Genomic DNA, 23,660 nt, shown 5'->3' with positions numbered 1-23,660 from the left:
TCGCCCCGGCTGTAGATCTGGACACTTTCCGTTCGACGCTGACGGTAACTGTCCAAGTCGCCCGGTCTCTTCGGGACGCCGTGCAGACGCAGAGAGGGCATGCGGTCTGCCGCGCGGTCTGCTCGGCCCCCGTGGACCACGAAGCCCGCAAGGGCAAGGCCCCGTCGGATCATGCTGCCAAGATCTGCACAGTTTCAGGGATACTGCTGCCTCAGCTCCGTCCGAGGCAGCAGTATCAGGGAAGTTGCGCGGATCATGAACCCGGGCCGGGACCTCTTGTCGCCGGTGCGCTGTGGTGGGCTCCCTCTAGCGGTCAGATCTCACTGCCGTTGCCCGCGCTGCGGGACGGGGGCCGTCCAGGCCAGGAAGCGGTCGAACAGCTCCATCGGGGTCGGAGGTGGGCAGTCGGCGCGGCGCAGCAGGTCCCCGGTGGCGTCGAAGAGCATCCCGGCCAGGTAGACGGAGAGGCCGACCCGGTCGGGTCCGTATTCGATCCGGAGCAGCATCCGGGCGGTCGGGCACGGCCAGGCGGCGGAGCACACCCGGCACGACCATCCGGGTCGCTGGGGCAGGTGCTGGTGCACCGGATGCAGCCGGCCCAGCGGCTGCCGCCGGTCGGGAGAGAAGTGCGGTGCGCTCATCCCCCGATGCTGACGGATGCTGTTGCCCGAGTCAATAGACTCCGTAGTTGTCGGAGTCGAGTATGGTGGCCGCTGTCATTGTCAACGTGTGGAGATCGTGGGCGTGTCGGAGATTCGGGAGATGCTGGGGAACGTCTCCCGGCAGCGTGCATCCGTGATCGCCAACCAGCGGAACTTCCCGGAGCCCATCGCGGTGCTGGCGATGGGAAAGGTGTGGCGGAAGTCGGATGTCGAGGCGTGGATCAGGGAGCATCGACCGGAGCTGACGGAGGACTGACCGGGGCGCGGGGGGTGTGGGTGGCGACGATCGGACGGTTCGCGCCGGGCGACGTGGTCGTCCGGCGTGAGGTGCTGCGTGGCGAGGTCTGGTTCGGCTGTCCGACGATCTGTGTCGAGGATTCTCCCGACCTGCTCGCGCTCTACCTGCCGACCAGCACCGAGTTCGGTTTCCCGGACGAGGGGGCCTTCCCGTGCGGGCGGCACCCGTGGCAGACGGCCGGGCACCGCGCCTGGACGGGCCACGGCAAGCTGATGCTCCAGCGCCCCGGCGAGGCGCACTCGATCGATGTCTTCTGGTCCGGCCCGGATCGGACCTTCGCCGGGTGGTACTTCAACCTCCAGGACCCGTTCCGGCGTACCCCCATCGGGGTGGACACCCTCGACCACGAGTTGGACCTGTGGTGGGCGGCGGACGCCGACCGGTACGTCTTCAAGGACGTGGAGATCTTCGCCCAGCGGCTGGTCGAGGGGCGCTACCCCGGGATGGGTGAGGCGATCCGGGCCGAGGGCGACCGGATCGCCGCCCGGCTCGACGCCGGTGAGCGCTGGTGGGACCGGTCCTGGGCGACCTGGCGGCCCGACCCGGCCTGGCCGGTCCCGCGCCTGCCCGCCGGCTGGGCCGCGGTGCCGGGGGCGGCGTGACCTGACGTCCCTCAGTGGACGAACTGGGTGCGCCGTCGGGAGCGCCGGTAGCCGAGGAACAACACCAGGCCGGCGACGGTGGCCACCGCGCCGCTGGCCATAATGATCATGGGAAGCCGCTCGGAGAAGGTCGTCGGCAGGCCCCAGGAGCCGTTCCGGTCCGGGAAGGTGATCCGGGCGGTGACCTCGCGGTGGATCCGGCCGCTCTCCACCCGGAGCCGGGCCTGCCACGGGCCGTTGGGCAGTTGCGGGTCGAGCACCACCTCAAGCTGGGCGGTGTCGCCGGGCAGCACGGTCGTGCCGAGCCGGGCCGGGAAGGGGCCGGCACTCAGCCCGCCCGGCCCGTCGGAGAGCCACAGCTTGCCGCTCAGGTCGAGGGCGCGCTCGCCGGTGTTGCGGACCCTGGCCCGGACCACCGGGGCGCCCTGCTCGGTGCGGCCCGGCACCAGCTCCTCGATCCGGAAGTCCGACGGCGGCTCGCCGCCCCGGCCGACGTCCAGATACACCCGGATCCCGACCCGGTTGACCCGCCGGACCAGCATCGCGGCGTCCTGGCCGTCGGCCCCGCTGACGGTCGCCCAGATCGCGCCGTAGCGCTCACCCCTGGAGGCCGAGGGAGGCACGTCGATGGTGGCGCGCACGACCGTGGTGCTGTGCGGCTCCGCCATGATGACCGGTTCGTCGATGGTGATCCACGAGGGCAGCTCGTTGTCGTTCGGTTCCGGCGCCGGCATGAACTCGTGATTCCTGATCTCGGCGGCGCCGGCCGAGAGGGTGATCCGGTGTGGTGAGTCGGAGGTGTTGCTCACCTCGATCCGCCGGGTCATCCGACTGCCCGGCTTCACGTGGTCGACGATGTAGACCCGAGCCCGGGGGTCGTCGTGCCGGTCCGCCGACGCCTCCACCAGGCGGATGCCGATGCTGCCGGACGCGCTCGGGGCCGGGCTCGGGCTGCGCTCCCGGTCGGCCGCGGCGGCCGGGATGCCGGCCGCGACGCCGGTCACCAGGGTGACCAGCGTCGCGGCCAGAACGCCCCAGGAACGGGTCGTCACTGCCGTCATCGGGATCAGACGACGCTGTGCGTGATGGTGCCGGTGAACTCCCCGGCGATCGTGGCGAGCGGGATGTTCACGCTGAGCAGCGGATTCCAGGTGGCGGTGTTGTTGCCGACGCCGTCGGTGCCGTGACTGAACGCTTCCTGCTCGGTGTCCAGCGGCACCCCGCCGGCCGGCGGCGGCGTGCAGGGGCCGGCCTGGCCGGGGGTGAAGGTGCCGGAACCGGTGGTGGCGGTGGCGGGGCCGGAGCAGTAGAGGACGTTCCCGCTGTCGATCGTCTCGCCCGGGTCGGCGCCGTCGTCGGTGGTGAAGTCGGTACTGATCACCGAGGCGGTCCAACCCACCCCCGATTCCGCCCGCAGGTCCTCCACCAGGACCGGGCCGAGCTGGCCGAAGGCGTACCCACCGGGCGGGCTGTCGTTGGTCAGCGCCACGTCGTCCGGCACGGTGATCTGGAGATCACCCGCCAGCACCTCGAAGGTCACCTCCGTGTCGCACGGGTCCGGTGTCACGCAGGTGTCGGCCTGCGCGGGCGTGGCGACCAGTAGCGCGGCGGCCACGGTGGTCGCCCCGACGAGGGTGCTGGCGGCGAGTCGCAGTCTCATTCAGTACCTCCTGTAGACGATGGTGTCCACCAGGGAGGCTATGTCCGCTTTAGGGTTTTTGTCGTCTATGACGGATTCAGGTCACGAGGACGGGTGAACCTGCCGCGTTGTTCAGCCCAGCGTCTCCCGCTCCCGCCAGGCGGTGCGGATCGAGGTGCGGCCGTTGGTGCGCAGCAGCGACCCCTCGTACACCCGGGCACCCGCGGCCAGGAAACCGGCGGCGGCGACCAGGAGCAGCACCAGCGACACCGCCAGCTCCCAACCGGCCGCGTCCCCGGTGAACAGCCGCAGCGGCATCGCCGTCGGCGAGGAGAACGGCAGGTACGACAGCACCCGCATGGCGGTGGTGTTGTCGTTCAGGAAGATCACCGCGAAGAACGGCAGCATCACCGCGAGCTGCACCGGCATCGACACGCCGCCGATGTCCTCCAACCGGTTGACCAGCGCGCCGGCCGCCGCCCACATGGCCGCGATCAGCACGAAGCCGAGCAGGAAGAACGGCAGGAACCAGCCGATCGCCGGCCCGAGCAGCGAGAGCAGCCCGCTGCTGTCGCCGAACGCCATGCCGGCCACGGCGACCAGCGCGACCAGCCCGATCTGCCCGAGCGCGAGGACGGTGCCGGCGAGCATCTTCCCGGCCAGCAGGGCACGCACCGGTACCGCGGCGACCAGGATCTCCACGATCCGGGTCTGTTTCTCCTCGATGATGCTCTGCGCGATCTGCACGCCGAAGGTCTGCGAGGTGACGAAGAAGATGAAGGCGAAGGCGAACGGCACCAGGAAGGCCACCACCGGGTCCACCGCGTCGGGGTTCAGCAGCCGGACCGGGGGTTCGGTGCTCAGCGCCGACACCACGTCACCGGGGGCGTCGTTCATGGCGAGCACCGCCGGCCCGGCGACCACGGCGGCATCCGCGTCGCCGTCGCGTACCGCCTGCTCGGCGGCGGTGTCGTCGGGCACCGTCCGGACCTCCAGCCCCGCCGCGCGCAGCGGTCCGGCCACCGCCTCGGTGGCGGCCACGGTGGACGGCCCGCCGGACAGCAGCGGCGGCAGGATGGTCGCCGCCGCGGCGATCAGCAGGAAGAACAGGGTGCTGATCAGGAAGGTACGGTCGCGCAGCTTGACCCGGATCTCCCGGGCGGCGACCAGGCGGGTGGCCTGCATGACGTTCACTGGGTGACCTCTCGGAAGATCTCGGCGAGGGAGGGGCTGACCGGGCGGAACACGCGCACCGGCCCCCGGGCCAGCGCCGCGTGCAGCACCGGCTGTTCGTCGGTGCCGGGGGCGAGGTCGAACACCGCGCGGGCGCCGTCGAGGTCGACCAGGCTCACTCCGGGCTGGTCCCGCAGCCAGCCGGCGTCGGTCTCCACCTCCAGCTCGTACCGGGGCGTGGTGTACGCCGCGCGCAGCTGCTCCCGGGCGCCGGCGGCGCGGATCGCGCCGTCCGCGATGATCACCAGGTCGTCGCAGAGCCGCTCGACCACGTCGAGCTGGTGGCTGGAGAAGAGCACCGGCACCCCGGCGGAGGCCCGCTCCCGCAGCACGGCGACGACCGTGTCCACGGCCAGCGGGTCCAGCCCGGAGAACGGCTCGTCGAGCACCAGCACCTCGGGGTCGTGCACCAGCGCGGCGGCGATCTGGGCGCGCTGCTGGTTGCCCAGCGACAGCGTCTCCAGCAGGTCGTCGCCCCGCTCGGCGAGACCCACCCGCTCCAGCAGCGTGTCGGTGGCCCGCCCGGCCGCGTCGGCGGCCAGCCCGTGCAGCCGGCCCAGGTAGGTCACCTGCTCGCGGACGCTCATCTTCGGGTAGAGGCCGCGTTCCTCGGGCATGTAACCGAAGCGCCGCCGGGCCTCCCGGCCCAGCGGCTCGCCCTGCCAGGTCACCCGGCCCGCGTCCGCGGCGAGCACCCCGAGGATGATGCGCATGGTCGTGGTCTTGCCGGCGCCGTTGCCGCCGACGAAGCCGGTCATCCGGCCGGCGACCACGTCGAAGGAGACGTTCTTGAGTACCTGACGGTCGCCGAAGCTGCGGTCGACGCCATCGAGGCGGAGCACCTTGGTCACGCCGTACACGCTAGATCGCCGGCCATCGACTGCCCTCCGCCCGCCGACGGAGATTGCGTCTCCGTCGGAAGGCGGAGGCGCTCAACCGCCGGGCCGGACCACCCCGTGCTCGTACGCGAAGACCACCGCCTGCACCCGGTCGCGCAGGCCCAGCTTGGCCAGCACCCGGCTGACGTGTGACTTGACCGTCGCCTCGCCCAGGTGCAGCGCGCCGGCGATCTCGGCGTTGCTGGCGCCCCCGGCGACCAGCACCAGGACCTCCCGCTCCCGGGGCGTGAGGTCGCGCAACGCCGTCTCCGGCGTACCGCCGTCGCCCATGGGGGTGCCCGCCCGGGCGAAGGTGGCGATCACCCGCCGGGTCAGCTCCGGGGCGAGCAGCCCGTCGCCCCGGGCCACCACCCGGATCGCCTCGACCAGCGCCTCCGGCGTGCCGTTCTTGAGCAGGAAGCCGCCGGCCCCGGCGCGCAGCGCGGCGAAGAGGTAGTCGTCCCGGTCGAAGGTGGTGAGGATCAGCACGGTGGGCCCACCCGGGCCCGCGGAGTCGGCGCCGATCCGCCGGGTGGCCTCCAGCCCGTCGACCCCGGGCATCTCCACGTCCATCAGCACCACGTCCGGGCGCAGCGCCCGGGTCATCCCGACGGCCCGTTCGCCGTCCGCCGCCTCGCCGACCACCTCGATGTCGTCCTCGATCTCCAGGATGACCCGGAAGCCGGTGCGCACCAGATGGTGGTCGTCGACGAGCAGCACCTTGATCATCCGCTGAGGCTCGCTCATGAAGGAATCTCCGCTGTCTGCCGGAGCGGGAGGCGGACCCGCACCCGCCAACCGCCGCCGGTACGTTGACCGACCTCCAACTCGCCGCCGTGGGCGGTGACCCGCTCGCGCATCCCGATCAGTCCCAGCCCGTCGGCGTTCGCCGGCCGGGTGGGGCGGCCGTCGTCGGTCACCTCGACCTCCATCTCCTGCCGCAGATAGCGGATCCGGACGTCGAGCAGGGTCGCCCCGGTGGCGTGCTTCACCACGTTCGTCACGGCCTCCTGCACCACCCGGTACGCGGCCTGGGAGACCGACTCGGGCAGCGGCGCCGGATCGCCGTACACCCCGAGGGTGGCGCGCAGCCCGGCGTCGCGCGCCCGGTCCAGCACGGCGGGAACCTGGTCGATCCCGGCCGGCTGTGCCGCGGTGTCGCCGTCGGGGGAGCGCAGCACGCCGAGCATCCGGCGCAGCTCGTCCACGGCCGTGCGGGCGGACTCCTCGATCGAGGCCAGCGCGGACCGGGCCTTGGCCGGATCCCGGTCGAAGACCCGGCGGCAGGCGGACGCCTGCACCCCCATCACCGACACGTGGTGGGCGACCACGTCGTGCAGCTCGCGGGCGATCCGGACCCGTTCGCCGACCACCGCGTGCTCCCGCGCCTCGGCCTGCGACCGGCGCAGCCGCTCGGCCTGCTCCGCCACCTCATGCTGCCGGCGGGCGGCGATCCAGGCGGTCTCGCCGAAGAAGTACGTGAACCCGAAGAACAGCGCGTTGACCAGCAGGCCGGTGACGATCGCGGCGAGCAGCGGCGGCACCGGCCCGATCGCGTCCGCGAAGGTCTCCTCGGTGATGGCGTCGTAGCTGGTCAGGTAGGCGATCCCGAACCAGACGAACATGGCGGTGATCACGCCGATCCGCAGCCGCCGGGCCAGCCGGCGGTCCTGACCCCAGGCGCCCAGGGTGTAGATGGCGGCGAACAACGCCCACTGGGAGAGCTGCCACTCGGGAACGGCGCGGACCTGCGACCCGATGAAGGCGGCCGAGACGACCAGCGCCGTGGCGGCCGGGAATCGGCGTCGCCAGATCAGCGGCAGGGGCACCGCGACGGTCCAGAGAACCTGTTCGAGGCCGGACGGCGGTGGGCCCAGCAGGAACGTCCCGGTGCTGCGGGCCAGGGTGAGGCTGAGCAGGGCCAGCGCCGTCGCGGCCAGCCCCGCGTAGAAATCCAGGCGCCGCTGCTCGGGTGTGGGGCCCGGCCGCCGCCACTCGTCGGTGGTCACCTGGTGAGGATGTCACCCGTTCCGCTGGCGGGTGCTGCGACCCGGCCGCTGGTTGCCTCGGGCGCTCAGACGTCGTCAACCGGAATGTAGTGCACCAGGTCAGCTGCGATGAGCGCGGGCACCAGATGGGGTTCGCTGGTGAGGTAGTAGGCGTCGTGCCTCAGCGCGGCCCAGACCGCGTGGGCGCGGCCGAGGTCGCCCTTGACCAGACGGACCACGGTGGCCACCTCGGCCGCCTGCCCGGCCGCCAGCGGCAGCACCGTCACGCCGGGCAGGGTGGCCAGCACGCCGAGCCGTGCGGTGGCCGGTCGATCCGCGCTGGTCTGCGCGTACGCCTCCAGGAGCGCCACCGTGGGCAGCCCGACATACGCGCCCTCGTCGGCGATGTCGACCAGCAGTTCCCCGACATGCACATGCCCTCGGGAGAAGGAGAGCACGGCGGAGGCATCCAGGACGGCTCGGATCTCGATGTCGTCGCGCATCAGGCGGCGACGATGTCATCGGTCGGCCATGTTCCGGACGTCAGCATGTCGCGCCGGCGTGCGTTCTCCGCCCGCTGTTCGGCGGTGAGGCGGGGCAGCTTCCCCCGCACCCGCGCGACGCCCTCGTCGGTCACGTCGATGCCAACGGCCCGCAGCGTGGCGGCGGTGGCGGCGGCCCGGTCCATCCGGGCACGGAGGGCGTCGGCGACAGCGGCCGAGGCGTTCTCCTCGCCGTCGAGGTAGGCGGCCACGTCATCGGGGAGACTCACCGTCACACGCTTCGTCATACCCGGATCATACCGGTCCGCCCCCTCGGACCACGGTCGGCGCGCCGGGCTGCGTACGCTGTCCCGGTGGTGACCCTCGACCTGCCGATCGAGACCGGGCGGCTGCTGCTGCGCCCGTTCCAACCGTCCGACCTGGCCGACCTGCACGCCTACTTCGCCGACCCCGCCGCGCACCGCTACCTCTACAGCGAGGCGCCGGCGGATCTCGACGGCACCCGGGAGGTGCTGGCGCGGCGGCAACAGCGGACCGTCCTGCGCGAGCAGGGCGACGCGCTCCAGTTGGCGGCGGTGCGGCGCGGGACCGGCGAGGTGGTCGGCGACGTGGTGCTGATCTGGACCAGCCCGGAGCACCGGCAGGGCGAGATCGGCTACCTGCTGCACCCGGAGCACCGGGGGCACGGCTACGCCACCGAGGCGGCGGAGGCGATGCTGGCGCTCGCCTTCGACCGGCTGGACCTGCACCGGGTCGCCGGCCGGCTGGACGCCCGCAACACCGCCTCGGCGCGGGTGCTGGAGCGGCTGGGCATGCGGCGCGAGGCGCACCTGCGGGAGAACGAGTTCGTCAAGGGCGAGTGGACCGACGAGGTGATCTACGCGATGCTGGCCCGGGAGTGGCGGGCGCGCCGCGACGCCGCCCCGGCCGCGCCCGGCCGGGGCGACCGGGCGGGCGCGGCGATCGAGGGATAGCGGGGGCCGCCGTGGTCAGCCGGTGCCGTGGCCGGCCATCGGCGGCAGCGGGCAGTGCAACAGACCGCAGATCGTACGCAGCAGCTCGATCTCGGGCACGGTCATCATCCCGTCGTGGCTGATCACCGCGACGGTGGCCGCCACCAGCCGCTCCTTGTCGGCGGGGCGCAACCCGTCCAGCACCGGCCAGGCGGTCTCCAGCGCCAGCACGCCGTTCTCCGGCGGCGCGTACGGCAACGTGGTGCCCGGCAGCAGCGTGGCGATGCCGGCCTGGAAGGCCCGCTCGGCGGCGGCCTGGTCGGGGTGCCCGACCTGGGCGAGCGTGGCCAGCAGGTAGCCCGCCGCCGAGCGGGCGTCGGTGAGGGTGCGCCGGTCGGTACGCCAGCGGGAATCCGGTCTCAGCGACTCCTCCAGCTCGGCGAGCAGCAGCCGGGAGAGGCAGTACTCGGTCACGTTGATCGCGCCGTCGGCGTGGATCAGGGTGAACACCTCGGCGAGCAGCACCTCCAGCTGCGCGTCCGGGCGGTCGCGCAGGGCCGGGAAGGCCAGCTCGGCCAGGGGCAGCCGGAGCATCGGGTGCAGGCCGGCCAGCTCGCCCGCCTCCCGCAGCGCGGCGTCGGCGAGGTCGGACCCGTGCCGTTCGGCCAGCGCGGCGTGCTGTTGCTGGCGGACCTGCGGCTCCTCGCTGAGCAGCAGGCCGAGCAGCAGCGGTATGGCCGCGTCCCGGTTGCGGGCCCGGTCGAGCAGCGGCTCGGGGATCCGGTCGAGGATCGCGGCGGCGTGCGTGTAGGCGGTCTCCGTGGGTGCGGCCACCCGGCCCAGCACCTCCGTGGGCGCGACGCGTACCCGGGTGTCGCCCGTCGGCAGCGCGGGCCCGGCCGGCGCCACCCCGCCGGTGGCGGCCGGCGCGGCCGATGCTCCCGGTGCGGCCGGCGCCAGCCCCATCGCCACGTCCTCCTGCCGGCCGGACGGCGGTGCCGCCGCCCAGCGCTGGGCCAGCTGGCGCAGCTCGGCCGGATCGAACGACGGCTCCAGGGCCCGGATCCGGTCGGCCAGCGGGGGATGGGTGGCGAACCAGGACGTCCGGGCCGCCTCGCCGAAGAGCATGTGACCCACCTCGTCGCGCTTCGGCGACTTCAGCTCGGAGCCGTCGGTCAGGCCGCCGATCTTCTTCAGCGCCCCGGCGATGCCGCCGGTCTGGCGGGTGTACTGCACGGCCGAGGCGTCGGCGAGGTACTCCCGCTGCCGGGACACCGACGCCTGGATGAGCCTCCCGGCGAGCACGCCCACGTAGCCGGCCACCAGCAGGGCCAGCCCCACCAGCGCCAGCGGGGCGGCGCTGCCGCCGCTGTTGTTGCCGCGCGAGCGACCGCCGCCGATGACGCCGGCGCGGGCCAGGCCCCGGCCGATCACGGTCAGGAACAGGATGCCGAACAGCAGGCCCATCAGCCGGATGTTGAGCCGCATGTCGCCGTTGACGACGTGGCTGAACTCGTGGGCGATGACCCCCTGCAACTCGTCGCGGTTGAGCCGCTGCAACGCGCCCCGGGTGACGGCGACCGCCGCGTCGGACGGGCTCCACCCGGCGGCGAAGGCGTTGATCGCCGTCTCCTCCGGCAGGACGTAGACCTCGGGGACGGGCACGCCGGAGGCCAGCGCCATCTCCTCGACGACGTTGCGCAGCCGGCGCAGCTCCGGGTCGGTGGTGTTCGGCGGCACCGGCACCCCGCCCAGCTCGCGGGCCACCTTCCCACCACCACCGCGCAGCGCCAGCGTACGCACGAGCGCGGCCAGCCCGATCGCGGCGACCGTCGCCACGGTGACCATCGCGACGAGCCCGGCCAGCTGCCCGGGATCGGCGGAGGCGGCGTTGAACGCGAAGATCGCCGCGAGGTTCACCACCACCACGATGCCGACCACGGCCAGCACGAACAGCAGCACCAGCCGGGTCGACAGCCGGCGTACCTGGCGCTGCCGCTCGAAGAAGTTCATCGGGGCCCGATCAGAACGAGACCTGCGGCGCCTGGCGCTGCTGCGGGTCGTCCGGCTGGAAGAGCGCGGCCGGCCCGAAGGAGAACATCCCCGCCACCACGCTGGACGGGAACACCTCGCGCTTGTTGTTGTACGCCATCACGGCGTCGTTGTACGCCTGCCGGGCGAAGGCGACCCGGTTCTCCGTCGAGGTCAGCTCCTCGGACAGCTGCATCATGTTCTGGTTGGCCTTGAGGTCCGGGTACGCCTCGGAGAGCGCGAACAGCCGGCCCAGGGTGGCGGTGAGCATGTTCTCCGCGCCGCTGAGCTGCTGCATCGCGGCCGGGTCACCGGGGGCCGCCGCGGCGGTGGCCTGCGCGTTGACGGCGGCATTGCGGGCCGTGATGACTGCCTCCAGCGTCTCCCGTTCGTGCTTGAGGTAGCCCTTGGCGGTCTCGACCAGGTTGGGGATGAGGTCGTGCCGCCGGACGAGCTGCACGTCGATCTGGGCGAAGGCGTTCTGGTACGCGTTGCGGGCCCGGACCAGCCCGTTGTAGATCGAGACGCCGAAGCCGAGTACCGCCACGACGATCAACGCCAGACATACCAATCCGATGATCAGTTCCACGGCCGCTCCCTCGGTGCGCGTCGGTTGTCCCGCTGATCATCGTACGTTCGTCGGTCCAGTGCTGCTGCCGCCTGTCGCGCCGACCTGGCTCCGCCGATCCGCCGCCTGCCTCCGCCGACCCGCCGGCTGCCTTCGCCGACCGGGCGGGACGGCGGCGCGGGCGGGACCGCCGTGCGTCCCGCCCGCGACATTCAGTGCCGGCATCGGTGCCGGGGTCAGCGCTGGGCCCGGCGCGCCTTGACCACGCTGTCGATCACGTCCCAGACGGAGATGACGACGATGGCGACGACGCTGATCCGGGCGACGGTGTCCAGACCGCCGTCGCGGAGCCAGGCGAAGCGGGCGACAAACTCCGGGTTGAGCAGCCGGTCGTCGAGCAGCAGCCAGATCGCCGGCACCGCGAAGGCCAGGTTGAGCAGGGCGTTGACGCCTACCAGCGGCCAGGTCCACCGGCGGGCGCGGTACTTGGCGATCTCCAGCCCGGTGCTGGCGACCAGGACGGCGAGGAAGAACGGCAGCCAGGATGTCCAGAGCGCCGGGTCGAGGATGGGCAACCGGTCGCCGTCGCCGATCACCGACTGGAAGTGCTGCCACGGCAGGAAGGCGATGAACAGCACCAGGAACACGATCGAGGCGCACACGTCGATCAGCGTGGTGTCTCCTTGGCTGGGCTCGTCGGGGAGCTGGTCGACGTTCCACGCGGGCAGGTGCAGCGGGGTGCCGAGCCGTTCCAGCACCGCGAAGACCGCCGTCACCCAGAAGGTGATGTGCAGCGCGACGTTGAGCGCCGTGACCACGCCCTGGCCGATGGCACCGGCCGGGTTGTCGTTGACGGTGGCCTGGACCACGCCGACCGTCACCCCGGCGATGGCGGGCACGATGCTGAGCAGCACGATCAGCAGGCGTTGCCAGGCCAGGTAGTAGGTGGGGCCGATGAGTTGGAGCCGGCGGTCGGCGTACCGGGCGGCCAACTGCGCCGGGTCGCCCAGCTCGTTGAGCACGTCGCGTTCGGCCGCCGGCGCCTCGTCGCCCGCGGCGGTGCGGTCGTCGATCATGTCCGCGATCGAGGCACGCAGCTCGGTGGCGATCTCCTCGCGCCGCCCGGCCGGCACCGAGCGCAGGGTGGCGGCGAGGTAGCGGTCGGTCAGCGATGTCATGGGGTGTCTCCTTCGATGAGGGTGGCCAGGGAGGTCTGTACGGCGGCGAGGTCGTCGAGCAGCCGGCGCAGCACCTGCTCGCCGGCCTCACTGGTGCGGTAGAACTTGCGCGGGCGGCTCTCCTCGGTGTTCCACTCGCTGGTCAGGAGCCCCTGCTCCTCCAGCCGCCGCAGCAGGGGGTAGAGGGTGTTGGCGTCGACCGGGAAGCCATGCCCGGCCAGCCGTTGCAGCAGCGCGTAGCCGTAGCCGGGCCGGCGCAGGGCGACCAGGCTCGCCACCACCACCGTGCCCCGGCGTAACTCCTGAAGGTGTGTCCGCAGGACATCGTCGCTGACCATGCGTCACACCATACTGTGTGACACACACTATTGTCTACCGCCCAATGATGTCCCCAACACGACGACGCCCCGGGCTCGATGATCGACACATTGGGTGGGGTGCGAGGGCGCGGTGTGGTGGAGGGGGGTTTGGGGCGGCGATAGGGTGGTGCGGTCCGACTCGATCATTCGACCTGGGGGGCTCCGTATGGGCGATTCGTTCGCGCATCTGCACGTGCACACGGAGTACTCGATGCTCGACGGGGCGGCCCGGCTGAAGGACCTGTTCGCCGAGGTCAAGCGGCAGGGGATGCCGGCGGTGGCGATGACCGACCACGGCAACATGCACGGCGCGAACGACTTCTACAAGCAGGCCATGGCCGCCGGGGTCACCCCCATCCTGGGCATCGAGGCGTACGTGGCGCCGGAGTCGCGGTTCCACAAGCAGCGGGTGCGGTGGGGCCGGCCGGAGCAGAAGAGCGACGACGTCTCGGGTAGCGGTGGCTACACCCACAAGACGATCTGGGCGCGCAACAAGACCGGCCTGCACAACCTCTTCACGCTCACCACCAAGGCGTACACCGACGGCTACTTCGTCAAGTGGCCCCGGATGGACGCCGAACTGCTCGCCGAGTACGCCGACGGCCTGATGGCCACCACCGGCTGCCCCTCCGGCGAGGTGCAGACCCGGCTGCGACTCGGCCAGGACGCGCAGGCCCTCGAAGCCGCCGCGAAGTACCAGGACATCTTCGGCAAGGAGAACTACTTCCTGGAGCTGATGGACCACGGCCTGGATATCGAGAGCAAGGTCCGGAAGGGGCTGCTGGAGATCGGCCGCAAGCTCGGCATCCCGCCGGTGGTCACCAACGACTCGCACTACACGCACGAGGCGCAGTCCGAGGCGCACGACGTGCTGCTCTGCGTGCAGACCGGCAGCAACGTCGCCGACCCGAACCGGTTCAAGTTCGGCGGCAGCGGCTACTACATCAAGTCCGCCGACGAGATGCGCGGCGTCGACAACTCCGACGCCTGGCTGGAGGGCTGCCGCAACACCCTGCTGGTGGCCGAGCGGGTCGACCCGACCGGGATGTTCGAGTTCCACAACCTGATGCCGCGCTTCCCGGTGCCGGAGGGGGAGACCGAGGAGTCCTGGTTCCGCAAGGAGACCTTCGCCGGCCTGGCCCGCCGCTACCCGGAGGGCATCCCCCAGGGGCACGTGGTGCAGGCCGAGTACGAGCTGGGCGTCATCATCCAGATGGGCTTCCCGTCGTACTTCCTCGTGGTGGCCGACTTCATCGGTTGGGCCAAGGCGCAGGGCATCGCCGTCGGTCCCGGCCGTGGCTCCGCGGCCGGCTCACTGGTCGCGTACGCGCTGGGCATCACCGACCTGGACCCGATCCCGCACGGGCTGATCTTCGAGCGGTTCCTCAACCCCGAGCGGGTCTCCATGCCGGACGTCGACATCGACTTCGACGAGCGCCGGCGTGGTGAGGTGATCAAGTACGTCACCGACAAGTGGGGCGAGGACAAGGTCGCGCAGATCGCCACCTTCGGCACCATCAAGGCGAAGGCCGCGATCAAGGACTCGGCCCGGGTGCTCGGCTACCCGTACGCGGTCGGCGACCGGATCACCAAGGCCATGCCGCCGGCCGTGATGGGCAAGGACATCCCGCTCACCGGCATCTTCGACCCGCAGCACCCGCGCTACGCCGAGGCCGGCGAGATCCGTGGCCTGTACGAGTCCGACCCGGACGTGCGCAAGGTGATCGACACCGCCAAGGGCATCGAGGGGCTGATCCGGCAGACCGGCGTGCACGCCGCCGGCGTCATCATGTCGGCCGAGCCGATCATCGAGCACATCCCGCTGATGCGCCGGGACGCCGATGGGGCGATCATCACCCAGTTCGACTACCCGACCTGCGAGTCGCTCGGGCTGTTGAAGATGGACTTCCTCGGGCTGCGCAACCTGACCATCATCGACGACGCCCTGAAGAACATCGAGCTCAACCACGGCCGCAAGGTCGACCTGCTCAAGCTGCCGCTGGACGACAAGCCCACGTACGAGCTGCTGGCCCGCGGCGACACCCTGGGCGTGTTCCAGCTCGACGGCGGGCCGATGCGCTCGCTGCTGCGGCTGATGAAGCCGGACAACTTCGAGGACATCTCCGCCGTCCTGGCGCTCTACCGGCCCGGCCCGATGGGCGCCAACTCGCACACCAACTACGCGCTGCGCAAGAACGGCCTCCAGGAGATCACCCCGATCCACCCGGAGCTGGCCGAGCCCCTGGAGGAGATCCTCGGCCCGACCTACGGCCTGATCGTCTACCAGGAGCAGGTGCAACGCGCCGCCCAGGTCCTCGCCGGCTACAGCCTGGGCAAGGCCGACCTGCTGCGCCGGGCGATGGGCAAGAAGAAGAAGGAGGTCCTCGACAAGGAGTTCATCCCGTTCCGGGACGGGATGCGGGGCAACGGCTACTCCGACGAGGCCATCAAGACCCTCTGGGACATCCTCGTCCCGTTCGCCGACTACGCCTTCAACAAGGCGCACACCGCCGGCTACGGCCTGGTGTCGTACTGGACCGGCTACCTGAAGGCCAACTACCCGGCCGAGTACATGGCGGCGCTGCTCACCTCCGTCGGCGACGACAAGGACAAGATGGCGATGTACCTGTCGGAGTGCCGGCGGATGGGCATCCAGGTGCTGCCACCCGACGTGAACACCTCGGCCGGGCCGTTCACCCCGGTCGGCCGGGAGATCCGCTTCGGCCTCGGCGCGATCCGCAACGTCGGCGCGAACGTGGTCGCCGCGGTCATGCGCTGCCGCGACGAGAAGGGCGAGTACGCCGACTTCTACGACTTCCTGTCCAAGGTGGACGCGGTGGTCTGCAACAAGAAGACCATCGAATCACTGATCAAGGCCGGGGCGTTCGACTCGCTGGGGCACCCCCGCCGGGGCCTGCTCGCCGTGCACGCCGACGCCATCGACGCGTACGCCGACGTCAAGCGCAAGGAGGCGGTCGGGCAGTACGACCTGTTCGGCGCGGGCTTCGGCGACGCCGAGACCGCGACCACCACCACGGTCATGCCGATCATCGCCGAGGGGGAGTGGGACAAGCGCGACAAGCTCGCCTTCGAACGCGAGATGCTCGGCCTGTACGTCTCCGACCACCCGTTGTTCGGCCTGGAACACATCCTCGGCGCGGCGGCCGACACCACCATCGCCGCCCTCTCCGAGGAGGGCACCGTGCCCGACGGCGCGGTGGTCACCCTCGCCGGCATCCTCTCCGGCGTGCAGCGCCGGGTCACCAAGCAGGGCCGGGCGTGGGCCTCGGCGACCCTGGAGGATCTGGCCGGTGGCGTGGAGACGCTGTTCTTCCCGAACACCTACGAGGTGATCGGGCAGTACATCGCCGAGGACGCGATCGTGGTGGTCAAGGGCCGGGTCGACCGGCGCGACGACACCCCACGCATCATGGCGATGGACATGTCCCTGCCCGACATCAGCACCAGCACGGCGAACAAGCCGGTCACCCTCACCATTCCGGTGACCCGCTGCACCCCACCGCTGGTGGAACGGCTCAAGGAGACCCTGGTGCTGCATCCCGGCGACGCCGAGGTGCACGTCAAGCTGCTCAACGGCAGCCGGAGCACCACCCTGCGGCTGAGCCCGGTGCGGGTGGCGGCGACCACCGCCCTGATGGCCGACCTGAAGAGCGTCCTCGGCCCGGCCAACGTCAGCTGATCCGGCGCCGCACCGCAGGGCCCCGCTGGCTTCGTCCAGGCCCCTGAAAGCCTTGGGACGAGTGCGCGCCCCGGCACCGAGGAAACCTGGTGCCGGGGCGTGACGTTTGTGTGGGGCTGGTCAGGCGCCGAAGCGGTCCGCTTGCACGGTGCGGACGAACGCGACGAAGGCGGCCGGCGCGAACGCGAGGGCGGGGCCGGTCGGGTCCTTGCTGTCCCGGATGCCGACGATGCCGGGAAGGTTGTCGGCGACCTCGACGCAGTTACCGCCGTTGCCGCTGCTGCGGGTGCTCTTGCGCCACCGGGCGCCGGTCAGGTCCATGTCTCTGCCACTTCCCTTACGAGATCGACTGATTGCCGGTGGGACAGCGCCTCACCACGGACGTCCTCCCACGCTGCCAGTATGGCCGCGATGTCGTCGGGATCGCTAACCACTTGTCCCTGTAGCTGCGTGTCCAGGTACGCCGCGATGCGATGATCCCGGCTGGTGGCGATCACGAACGGCCCGTCCAGGCCAGCGTAGGCCCCCACGGACCACGGCACGACGTGGACGCGGACGTGGGGCTGCTCGCTCGCGGTGACCAGGGCCTGTAACTGCTCGCGCATCACCTGGGGGCCACCCACGGGCCGGCGCAGCGCGCACTCGTCCACCACGGCCGTGAACCACGGCGGGTTGTCCCACCGCAGGACGGCTTGCCGGGCGAGCCGCGCCGCTACCAGCTGGTCCACCTCCTCCGGGGTGCGCCGCCCGCTCGCGCTGAGCACCGCCCGTGCGTACGCCTCGGTCTGTAGCAGGCCGGGGAGGACGTTGGGCTCAAACGATCGGAGTTCGGTTGCCTCGCGTTCGATCTCCTGCCATGGACGGAACCAGACGAGGTCACGCATTCGGCGTCTTGTCGTGTCCGGCCATATGTCCGACTCGTCCCGGCCGAGTGCGGCGGCGGCGGTGGCCCGGTGGCCCGGATGGGGTATCCGGCCCTGGCGTAGCCAACGGTCCGTGGTCTTCGGGTCCACGCCGATCTTCGCGGCCAGTGATTCCGTGGTGTGGCCTGTCTCTCGGAGCGCTACCCGCAGTGCGTCGTTCACCGATCCTCCATCGGACAGATTAGATTTCTGGCCACCATACAGACACGCGGTGTTGCTGTCTGGTCACTGTTTGGCAGTGTGTCGCCAGAGGACAGCGCGGCCGGTGGAGGCACACCCGACAGCCCGGCGGCTGCGCTTGTCGAGGGGCCGCCCTGGGCGGCAACCGAGGGCGGCCCCTCCCTGACCAGCCGAAGGGGACGCCATGGGCGCAGTACGTGAGCACCTGCCGGGCCGTCCGCACTGGCGCTGCCGCGCGTGTGGCGCGCACTGGCCGTGTCAGCCGGCCAAGCTCTCCCTCCGCCGCGAATACCGGGGACACACGCTGGCGCTCGTCTTCTATCTCGCGATCTCGTTGCGGGAAGCCGTGGACGACACCGCCCGGCTCGGGCGGACGCCCGACCTCGCCGCACTGACCGACCGCTTCATGAGCTGGGTTTCTTCCCCCCGTGCCCCGGCCGAGAAGGGCTGAGGTCGATGCGTTCTTGGTGCCACGAGGCGAGGATTGGCGCTCAGCGCCGGCCGGGTCGGGTGGCTAGCGTCGATCACCGTGGAACTCGAACAGGCGCAGAAGCTGTGGCAACCGCAACCCGGGTGGCTCGACACCGCCAGCTACGGATTGCCGCCCGACCCGGCCTGGGACGCGTTGCAGGAGGCGCTCGCCGCCTGGCGGGTCGGCCAGCAGTCGTGGAAACCCTGGGGCGAGGCGACCGGCCGGTGCCGGGCCGCGTTCGCCCGGCTGGTCGGGGTGCCGGCCGCCGACGTGGCGGTCGGTGCCACCGTCTCCCAACTACTGGCACCGGTCGCCGCCGCGCTGCCCGCCGGCGCGCGGCTGGTCGTGCCCGAGGTGGAGTTCACCTCCAACCTGTTTCCCTGGCTCGTGCAGGCCGAACGGGGCGTCGAGGTGCGCACCGTGCCGCTGGACGGGCTGGCCACCTCGATCGACGCCGGCACCGACCTGGTGGCGTTCAGCCTGGTGCAGTCCGCCGACGGCACGGTGGCCGCGTACGACGACATCGTCGCGGCGGCCCGGGCCCACGGCGCGCTCGTCGTGGTGGACGCCACCCAGGCGTGCGGCTGGCTGCCGTTCGACGCGGCCCCCGCCGACGTGGTCGTGGCCGGCGGGTACAAGTGGCTGATGGGCCCCCGGGGCACCGCGTTCGCCTACCTCGCCCCCGGGCTGCGCGACCGGCTGCGGCCCGACGCCGCCGGCTGGTACGCGGGCCTCGACCCGTACACCTCCTACTACGGCCCGCCGCTGCGGCTCGCCGAGGACGCCCGCCGGTTCGACATCTCGCCGGCCTGGTTCAGCTGGGTGGGCGCGGCCCCCGCGCTGGACCTGCTGCTGGAGATCGGGGTACCGGCGGTGCGGGAGTACGACGTGGCGCTGGCCAACCGCTTCCTCGCCGGGCTGGGGCAGCCGCCGGGGAACAGCGCGATCGTCACCGTCGAGGTGCCCGGCGCGCAGGAGAAGCTGGCGCGGGCCGGGATCCGCGCGGCCGTGCGGGCGGGCCGCGTGCGCGCCTCCTTCCACCTCTACTCCACGGTGGAGGACGTCGACCTCGCCCTGGAGGCGTTGACCGGCTGACACCGGCGGGCCGGCTGACACCGGTGGGCCGGCCGCCCTCGCCGCGCGGCCGGCGAGGGCGGCTGGCTCACTTGGCGTTGCCGGTGACGATGCCCGGGTTGATGCACAGACCCGGCGTGCTGCCGTTCTTGTCGGCGATCTCCAGGCAGCGGGTCACCTTGTCCACCTGGGCGTTGGTCTCGGTGATCTGCTTCTGGATCTCGGCGTTGAGGCGGTCCTGTTCGAGGTTGCGGGTCTGGGCGAGCTTGTCCTGGAACGCCTTGATGTTGCCCTCGGTCTTGTCGTCGTGGTTGACCCGGGTGATGGTGACCGACAGGATGTCGACGTCGTCGGCCAGCCGGCCCTCGGCGCTGGACTTGATGCTCTCCGAGAAGGGCTTGAGGTCGACGTTCAGGTTGCCGGTCTTCGAGTCGATGCGCTCCAAGGGGTTGTAGGAGGCGAAGGCGTCGTTCACCGCACTGTCGAGTTGGACGCCGACCCGCTGCCCCCGGAAGCTCTCGAAGTCGCCCTTGTAGTCCATGAACTGCTGCGGGGCGTTCTCCGGCCGGACCTGCCACTCGATCAGCACCTCCACACAGGCGTCGGCGAGGGTGCCGGTGCGTACCCGGACGCAGTTGTTGTCGCCGATGTGGTCGTACTTCTGCCGTCCGGCGTCCCACTCGCCGACCCGCTGCCACGGCGCGACCCACTTCAGGCCGGAGCCGGTGACCTCGCCGGTCGGCTTGCCGAAGCTGGTGACGATGCCGACCGAGCGGATCGGCACCGAGTGGGCGCTCGATGTGACGGCCAGGAAGAGTGTCACGAGCAGGGCGCCGACCGTCGCCAACCCACCCATCTGCCGCACCTGGCGTTGCGAGCTGAGCAGGGTGACGGCGAGGGCGAGGGCCGCGAGGACGGCGGTGACGATCGCGAGGATGAAGCCGAAGGGCATGACCGTGGGGCCTTCCAGGTGGGCTGCTGAGTGGATCATCAACGTAGCCGCCGGGGGCAAGGGCCGCGCTGGCGGTCGCGGCCGTGGTCATGCCGCTGGCCGGCACCCCGGGTGGGGGTGCCGGCCAGCGGTGTGGTTGGTGTGTCGGGTGTCAGCTGTTCCAGTGTGCGGCGACCAGGTCGGCGGCCAGCTGTTCCCACTGGGCGTAGTGGTCCGGGAACGCGGAGACCTGGACGGTCTGGGCGGCGACGGTGAGGGGCATGTCCTGCCAGCCGTCGACCTGCTTCAGGCCCTTCAGGAAGGCCAGGGTCGAGTATTCGGGGTCGGTGATCTGTTCGACCGTGCCCCAACCGCTGGACGGGCGCTGCTGGAACAGGCCCTGCGAGTCGTGGTCGTTGCGGTCGCCGAGGTGACCCAGGTTCTCCAGCTTCGACTCCTGCAACGCGGTGCCGATGGCGACCACGGCGGCACGCTCGTCCATGTCGGCCTTCTTCGTCGCGGCGATGATGGCCTTGACGTTGTCGACCTGCTCGTCGGTGAGGTCGATGCGGGACTGGGCGCCCTGCACGCCGTGCGGGATCAGGGTGCTGGTGTCGGGCTTGTCGGTCTGGACGGCGGCGGCGATGGGGTTGGTGGGGGTGGGGTTGTCGGTGGTGTTGAGGGGGCCGGCGGCGAGGCCGCCGGCGATGGTGAGTCCGGCGAGGCCGAGGATGCTCTTACGCAGCATGGTGTTCATGGGGAAGCTCCGTTCGGGGGTTGGCGCACGGGTGCCGACAGGGGGGTCGGCGGTGCGCGGGCACCGTCAGGCGCTCAAGGGAAGAGGGGAGGTCGTGGTGGCGCGCGGGCTAGGGGGGTTCTTCGCGGCGCCGGACCATGTATAACGACCGACCGGGCCAGGTCATTCCCGGGGTGCGCCGGCCGGTGGCGCGGCGGTCAGGGCCGGGGGCCCTGCTTGGTCAGCCACCGGTTACAACGCCCCCACCCCAGCGCAGATTCCGCCGGGGGCGGGTGTCAGTCCGGACATCCCGGACATCGAATCCAGCCGGGCCACTGTCGCCGGCCAAGCGGCCCGCCTGTGGGTGCGTTTCTTGCTGCTGGGGCGACAAGAAACGCACCCAAACCCCGGCGGCGAGCGGGTGTTGGGGTGACCGGCGTCACAATAGATACGAACCTGTTCCGTATCGTTATTGCCGGACCTAGGCTCGGCATCGATTACGGACGGGACCGTATCGAAACCGGGGGGCCGGAGATGCAACCGAACGGGAACACCGGACATCCGAGGAGGTGGGCGATCCTCGGGGTGATGGTGATCAGCCTGCTCGTGGTCGTCCTCGACAACACCATCCTCAACGTCGCGCTGCGTACGCTCGCCGACCCGGTGCACGGGCTCGGGGCCAGCCATGGCGAGCTGGAGTGGTCGATCAACTCCTACACGCTGGTCTTCGCCGGGCTGCTGTTCACCTTCGGCGTGCTGGGTGACCGGGCCGGCCGGCGTCGCATCCTGCTGATCGGGCTGGTGCTCTTCGGCCTGGCGTCGCTGCTCTCCGCGTACGCGCAGAGCCCCGCCCAGCTCATCTGGGCCCGCGCGCTGATGGGGATCGGCGGCGCGGCCATCATGCCGGCCACCCTGTCGATCATCTCCAACGTCTTTGACCCGCGCGACCGCGGGCGGGCCATCGGGATCTGGGCCGGCGCGGTGGGCCTGGGGGTGGCGATCGGGCCGGTCCTCGGTGGCCTGCTGCTGGAGCACTACTGGTGGGGCTCGGTCTTCCTGATCAACGTGCCGGTCGTGGCACTCGGCGTGCTCCTGGTGGCGCTGCTGGTGCCCGAGTCGCGGGATCCCCGGCCGGGCCGCATCGACGCGGTCGGCGTACTGCTCTCGGTGGTCGGTCTGGTCGCCCTGACCTACGGCATCATCGACGGCGGCGAGCACGGCTTCGGCCGCCCCGTGGTCTGGGCCTCGATCCTCGGCGGCGTCGCGGTGCTGGCCGCGTTCGTCGCGTACGAGCGGCGCAGCAGCCACCCGTCGCTGGACGTCCGGCTGTTCCGGGTGCCCCGCTTCGCCGCCCCGGTGGCGCTGATCGGGCTGGTCTTCTTCGGCGCGATGGGCGTGATGTTCTTCAGCACGTTCTACCTGCAACTGGTGCGCGGCTACAGCCCGCTGGAAACCGGCCTGCTCTTCCTGCCCTTCGCGGTCGCCCAACTCGTCTTCGCCCCGCGCAGCGCCACGATGGTGCGCCGGTACGGCGCCCGGACGGTCTCGACGGTGGGGCTGGTGCTGACCGCGGTGGCGCTGAGCGCCTTCGCCTTCGTCGATGCGACCACGCCCATCTGGGTGGTGCTGGTCGCCTTCTTCCTCCAGGGCACCGGGATGGCCAACATCATGCCGCCGGCCACCGAGTCGATCATGTCGGCGCTGCCCCGGGAGAAGGCCGGTGTCGGCTCGGCGGTCAGCAACACCATCCGGCAGGTGGCCGCCGCGCTCGGCGTGGCGGTGATCGGCTCGGTGCTGGCCGCCGGCTACCGAGGGGGGATCGACCCGGCGTTGGCGGAGCTGCCGCCGACGGCACGCGAGGCGGCCGGCGAGTCGATCGCCGGCGCGTACGCCGCGGCGGGGCAACTCGGCCCCGCGGGCCCGCAGCTGGTCGCGGCGGCCAACGACTCCTTCGTCTCGGCCATGCACCTCTCGGCGACGGTGGCCGCACTGGTCACGGCCGGCGGCATCCTGGTGGCACTGCGCTGGATGCCGGGCCGATCCGGCGCCGGCGCGCCGACGCCGAGCGGCGAGCCGGAGTTGGCCGGTGCCGCATAGCGTCGGGGACGATGGGCAGATGAGTACCACGGCAGATGCTCCGCGGCCGCCCGGGCGGCCGCGGAGCGTCCGCGCGGACGAGGCGATCATCGAGGCGACGCTGGACCTCCTCGCGGAGGGCAGCACGATCGAGGCGATCTCGGTCGAGGCGATCGCCGCGCGGGCCGGGGTCGGCAAGGCCACGATCTACCGCCGCTGGCCGGGCAAGGACGCGTTGCTGCGCGACGCCCTGCGTACCCTCAAGGGCACCCCGCCGCCGCCGTCCGGCCGCTCCGTCCGCGACGACCTGATCACGCTGGTCAGCGCGATCGGGCGCAACATCGACCCCCGGGCGGAGCGGATCATGCCGTGTCTGGTGCCCGAGGTGAACCGGAGCCCCGAGCACTACGCGCTCTACCAGAACATCATCGAGCCGCGCCGGGCGATGATGCGGGAGGTGCTGCAACGCGGCGTCCGCGACGGGTTGCTCCGCGCCGATCTCGACATCGAGGTGACCATGGCGATGCTCGCCGGCCCGATGCTCGTCCAGCGGATGATGCGCTGGCATCCCGACCTCGACGAGAGCACGCTCCCCGAGAAGATCGTCGACGGCGTCCTGACCGGCATCCGCACCGGCTGACCCCCGCCGCCCGCGACCGGCGGTTCAGCCGGCGGG

Annotated in this window: 25 protein-coding genes; 8 read left to right on the top strand and 17 right to left on the bottom strand. The window is 71.5% G+C overall.

All coding sequences use genetic code 11. From position 1 onward, the window contains the following. Positions 1 to 320: 320 nt before the first annotated feature. Positions 321 to 641, bottom strand: coding sequence for a hypothetical protein (locus O7615_RS32445; RefSeq protein WP_278181605.1), 321 nt, complete (start codon positions 639 to 641; stop codon positions 321 to 323). A gap of 97 nt (positions 642 to 738) precedes the next feature. Between O7615_RS32445 and O7615_RS32440 the strand changes: the two genes are divergently transcribed. Both O7615_RS32440 and O7615_RS32435 read left to right on the top strand, forming a co-directional pair. Beyond that, positions 739 to 918: a hypothetical protein gene (locus tag O7615_RS32440; protein WP_278182313.1), complete on the top strand. Its 180-nt coding sequence runs from the start codon at positions 739 to 741 to the stop codon at positions 916 to 918. Positions 919 to 938: 20 nt separating this feature from the next. Beyond that, entirely contained in the window at positions 939 to 1,562 is a 624-nt protein-coding gene (locus tag O7615_RS32435; protein WP_278181604.1) for a DUF402 domain-containing protein, read from the top strand. Between the two features lie 11 nt (positions 1,563 to 1,573). Here O7615_RS32435 and O7615_RS32430 read toward each other — a convergent pair whose 3' ends face one another. The 8 genes from O7615_RS32430 to O7615_RS32395 form a co-directional block, all read right to left on the bottom strand. After that, complete coding sequence (locus O7615_RS32430) at positions 1,574 to 2,623, bottom strand: hypothetical protein (RefSeq protein WP_278181603.1); 1,050 nt, start codon at positions 2,621 to 2,623, stop codon at positions 1,574 to 1,576. Positions 2,624 to 2,628: 5 nt separating this feature from the next. Beyond that, complete coding sequence (locus tag O7615_RS32425) at positions 2,629 to 3,222, bottom strand: hypothetical protein (RefSeq protein ID WP_278181602.1); 594 nt, start codon at positions 3,220 to 3,222, stop codon at positions 2,629 to 2,631. 111 nt (positions 3,223 to 3,333) lie between these two features. Next, positions 3,334 to 4,395 (bottom strand): ABC transporter permease, encoded by a 1,062-nt coding sequence (locus O7615_RS32420; RefSeq protein ID WP_278181601.1) that lies wholly within the window; start codon positions 4,393 to 4,395, stop codon positions 3,334 to 3,336. Then, positions 4,392 to 5,285 carry an ATP-binding cassette domain-containing protein gene (locus O7615_RS32415; RefSeq protein WP_278181600.1) on the bottom strand — a complete coding sequence of 298 codons (894 nt, stop codon included), beginning with the start codon at positions 5,283 to 5,285 and terminating at the stop codon, positions 4,392 to 4,394. Before O7615_RS32415 ends, O7615_RS32420 begins: the two co-directional genes overlap by 4 nt. Before the next feature lie 81 nt (positions 5,286 to 5,366). Beyond that, positions 5,367 to 6,059: a response regulator transcription factor gene (locus O7615_RS32410; protein ID WP_278181599.1), complete on the bottom strand. Its 693-nt coding sequence runs from the start codon at positions 6,057 to 6,059 to the stop codon at positions 5,367 to 5,369. After that, the gene (locus O7615_RS32405) at positions 6,056 to 7,321 is read right to left on the bottom strand and encodes a sensor histidine kinase (RefSeq protein ID WP_278181598.1); all 1,266 of its coding nucleotides are present in this window, start codon (positions 7,319 to 7,321) and stop codon (positions 6,056 to 6,058) included. The genes O7615_RS32410 and O7615_RS32405 overlap by 4 nt, the downstream gene beginning before the upstream one ends. 65 nt (positions 7,322 to 7,386) lie before the next feature. Then, complete coding sequence (locus tag O7615_RS32400) at positions 7,387 to 7,803, bottom strand: hypothetical protein (RefSeq protein WP_278181597.1); 417 nt, start codon at positions 7,801 to 7,803, stop codon at positions 7,387 to 7,389. Next, positions 7,803 to 8,090 (bottom strand): hypothetical protein, encoded by a 288-nt coding sequence (locus O7615_RS32395; RefSeq protein WP_278181596.1) that lies wholly within the window; start codon positions 8,088 to 8,090, stop codon positions 7,803 to 7,805. Before O7615_RS32395 ends, O7615_RS32400 begins: the two co-directional genes overlap by 1 nt. A 66-nt stretch (positions 8,091 to 8,156) precedes the next feature. On the opposite strand from O7615_RS32395, the gene O7615_RS32390 reads away from it, so the two are divergent. After that, positions 8,157 to 8,777: a GNAT family protein gene (locus O7615_RS32390; RefSeq protein ID WP_278181595.1), complete on the top strand. Its 621-nt coding sequence runs from the start codon at positions 8,157 to 8,159 to the stop codon at positions 8,775 to 8,777. Between the two features lie 15 nt (positions 8,778 to 8,792). On the opposite strand, the gene O7615_RS32385 is transcribed toward O7615_RS32390, so the two are convergent. The 4 genes from O7615_RS32385 to O7615_RS32370 form a co-directional block, all read right to left on the bottom strand. Then, entirely contained in the window at positions 8,793 to 10,769 is a 1,977-nt protein-coding gene (locus O7615_RS32385; protein WP_278181594.1) for a M48 family metallopeptidase, read from the bottom strand. A gap of 10 nt (positions 10,770 to 10,779) precedes the next feature. Next, positions 10,780 to 11,376 carry a LemA family protein gene (locus O7615_RS32380; protein WP_278181593.1) on the bottom strand — a complete coding sequence of 199 codons (597 nt, stop codon included), beginning with the start codon at positions 11,374 to 11,376 and terminating at the stop codon, positions 10,780 to 10,782. A gap of 215 nt (positions 11,377 to 11,591) precedes the next feature. Beyond that, positions 11,592 to 12,533, bottom strand: coding sequence for a permease prefix domain 1-containing protein (locus O7615_RS32375; RefSeq protein ID WP_278181591.1), 942 nt, complete (start codon positions 12,531 to 12,533; stop codon positions 11,592 to 11,594). Continuing rightward, positions 12,530 to 12,871, bottom strand: coding sequence for a PadR family transcriptional regulator (locus tag O7615_RS32370; protein ID WP_278181590.1), 342 nt, complete (start codon positions 12,869 to 12,871; stop codon positions 12,530 to 12,532). Before O7615_RS32370 ends, O7615_RS32375 begins: the two co-directional genes overlap by 4 nt. 187 nt (positions 12,872 to 13,058) lie before the next feature. Between O7615_RS32370 and dnaE the strand changes: the two genes are divergently transcribed. Beyond that, positions 13,059 to 16,592, top strand: coding sequence for a DNA polymerase III subunit alpha (gene dnaE, locus O7615_RS32365; RefSeq protein WP_278181589.1), 3,534 nt, complete (start codon positions 13,059 to 13,061; stop codon positions 16,590 to 16,592). Between the two features lie 120 nt (positions 16,593 to 16,712). Here dnaE and O7615_RS32360 read toward each other — a convergent pair whose 3' ends face one another. Together O7615_RS32360 and O7615_RS32355 are read right to left on the bottom strand one after the other, a co-directional pair. Then, positions 16,713 to 16,913 carry a DUF397 domain-containing protein gene (locus O7615_RS32360; RefSeq protein WP_278181588.1) on the bottom strand — a complete coding sequence of 67 codons (201 nt, stop codon included), beginning with the start codon at positions 16,911 to 16,913 and terminating at the stop codon, positions 16,713 to 16,715. Beyond that, complete coding sequence (locus O7615_RS32355) at positions 16,904 to 17,677, bottom strand: DUF5753 domain-containing protein (RefSeq protein WP_278181587.1); 774 nt, start codon at positions 17,675 to 17,677, stop codon at positions 16,904 to 16,906. Before O7615_RS32355 ends, O7615_RS32360 begins: the two co-directional genes overlap by 10 nt. A gap of 202 nt (positions 17,678 to 17,879) precedes the next feature. On the opposite strand from O7615_RS32355, the gene O7615_RS32350 reads away from it, so the two are divergent. Both O7615_RS32350 and O7615_RS32345 read left to right on the top strand, forming a co-directional pair. After that, positions 17,880 to 18,146 (top strand): hypothetical protein, encoded by a 267-nt coding sequence (locus O7615_RS32350; protein ID WP_278181586.1) that lies wholly within the window; start codon positions 17,880 to 17,882, stop codon positions 18,144 to 18,146. Between the two features lie 78 nt (positions 18,147 to 18,224). Further along, positions 18,225 to 19,262, top strand: coding sequence for an aminotransferase class V-fold PLP-dependent enzyme (locus tag O7615_RS32345; protein ID WP_278181585.1), 1,038 nt, complete (start codon positions 18,225 to 18,227; stop codon positions 19,260 to 19,262). 67 nt (positions 19,263 to 19,329) lie between these two features. Here the strand turns inward: O7615_RS32345 and O7615_RS32340 are convergent, their stop codons facing one another. Further along, a complete protein-coding gene (locus tag O7615_RS32340) occupies positions 19,330 to 20,232 on the bottom strand; it encodes an SPFH domain-containing protein (RefSeq protein WP_278181584.1) in 903 nt (300 codons plus the stop codon). A gap of 112 nt (positions 20,233 to 20,344) precedes the next feature. Beyond that, a complete protein-coding gene (locus tag O7615_RS32335) occupies positions 20,345 to 20,929 on the bottom strand; it encodes a hypothetical protein (RefSeq protein ID WP_278181583.1) in 585 nt (194 codons plus the stop codon). Between the two features lie 513 nt (positions 20,930 to 21,442). Between O7615_RS32335 and O7615_RS32330 the strand changes: the two genes are divergently transcribed. After that, the gene (locus O7615_RS32330; protein WP_278181582.1) at positions 21,443 to 23,005 is read left to right on the top strand and encodes an MFS transporter; all 1,563 of its coding nucleotides are present in this window, start codon (positions 21,443 to 21,445) and stop codon (positions 23,003 to 23,005) included. 19 nt (positions 23,006 to 23,024) lie between these two features. Then, a complete protein-coding gene (locus tag O7615_RS32325) occupies positions 23,025 to 23,624 on the top strand; it encodes a TetR/AcrR family transcriptional regulator (protein WP_278181581.1) in 600 nt (199 codons plus the stop codon). The last annotated feature ends 36 nt before the right edge of the window (positions 23,625 to 23,660 follow it).

Origin of the sequence: Micromonospora sp. WMMD1082 (assembly GCF_029626175.1) — a bacterium.
GTDB lineage: Bacteria > Actinomycetota > Actinomycetes > Mycobacteriales > Micromonosporaceae > Micromonospora.
Note: the sequence above shows the minus strand (reverse complement) of the source record. Positions and strands in the feature narration are given on the sequence as shown.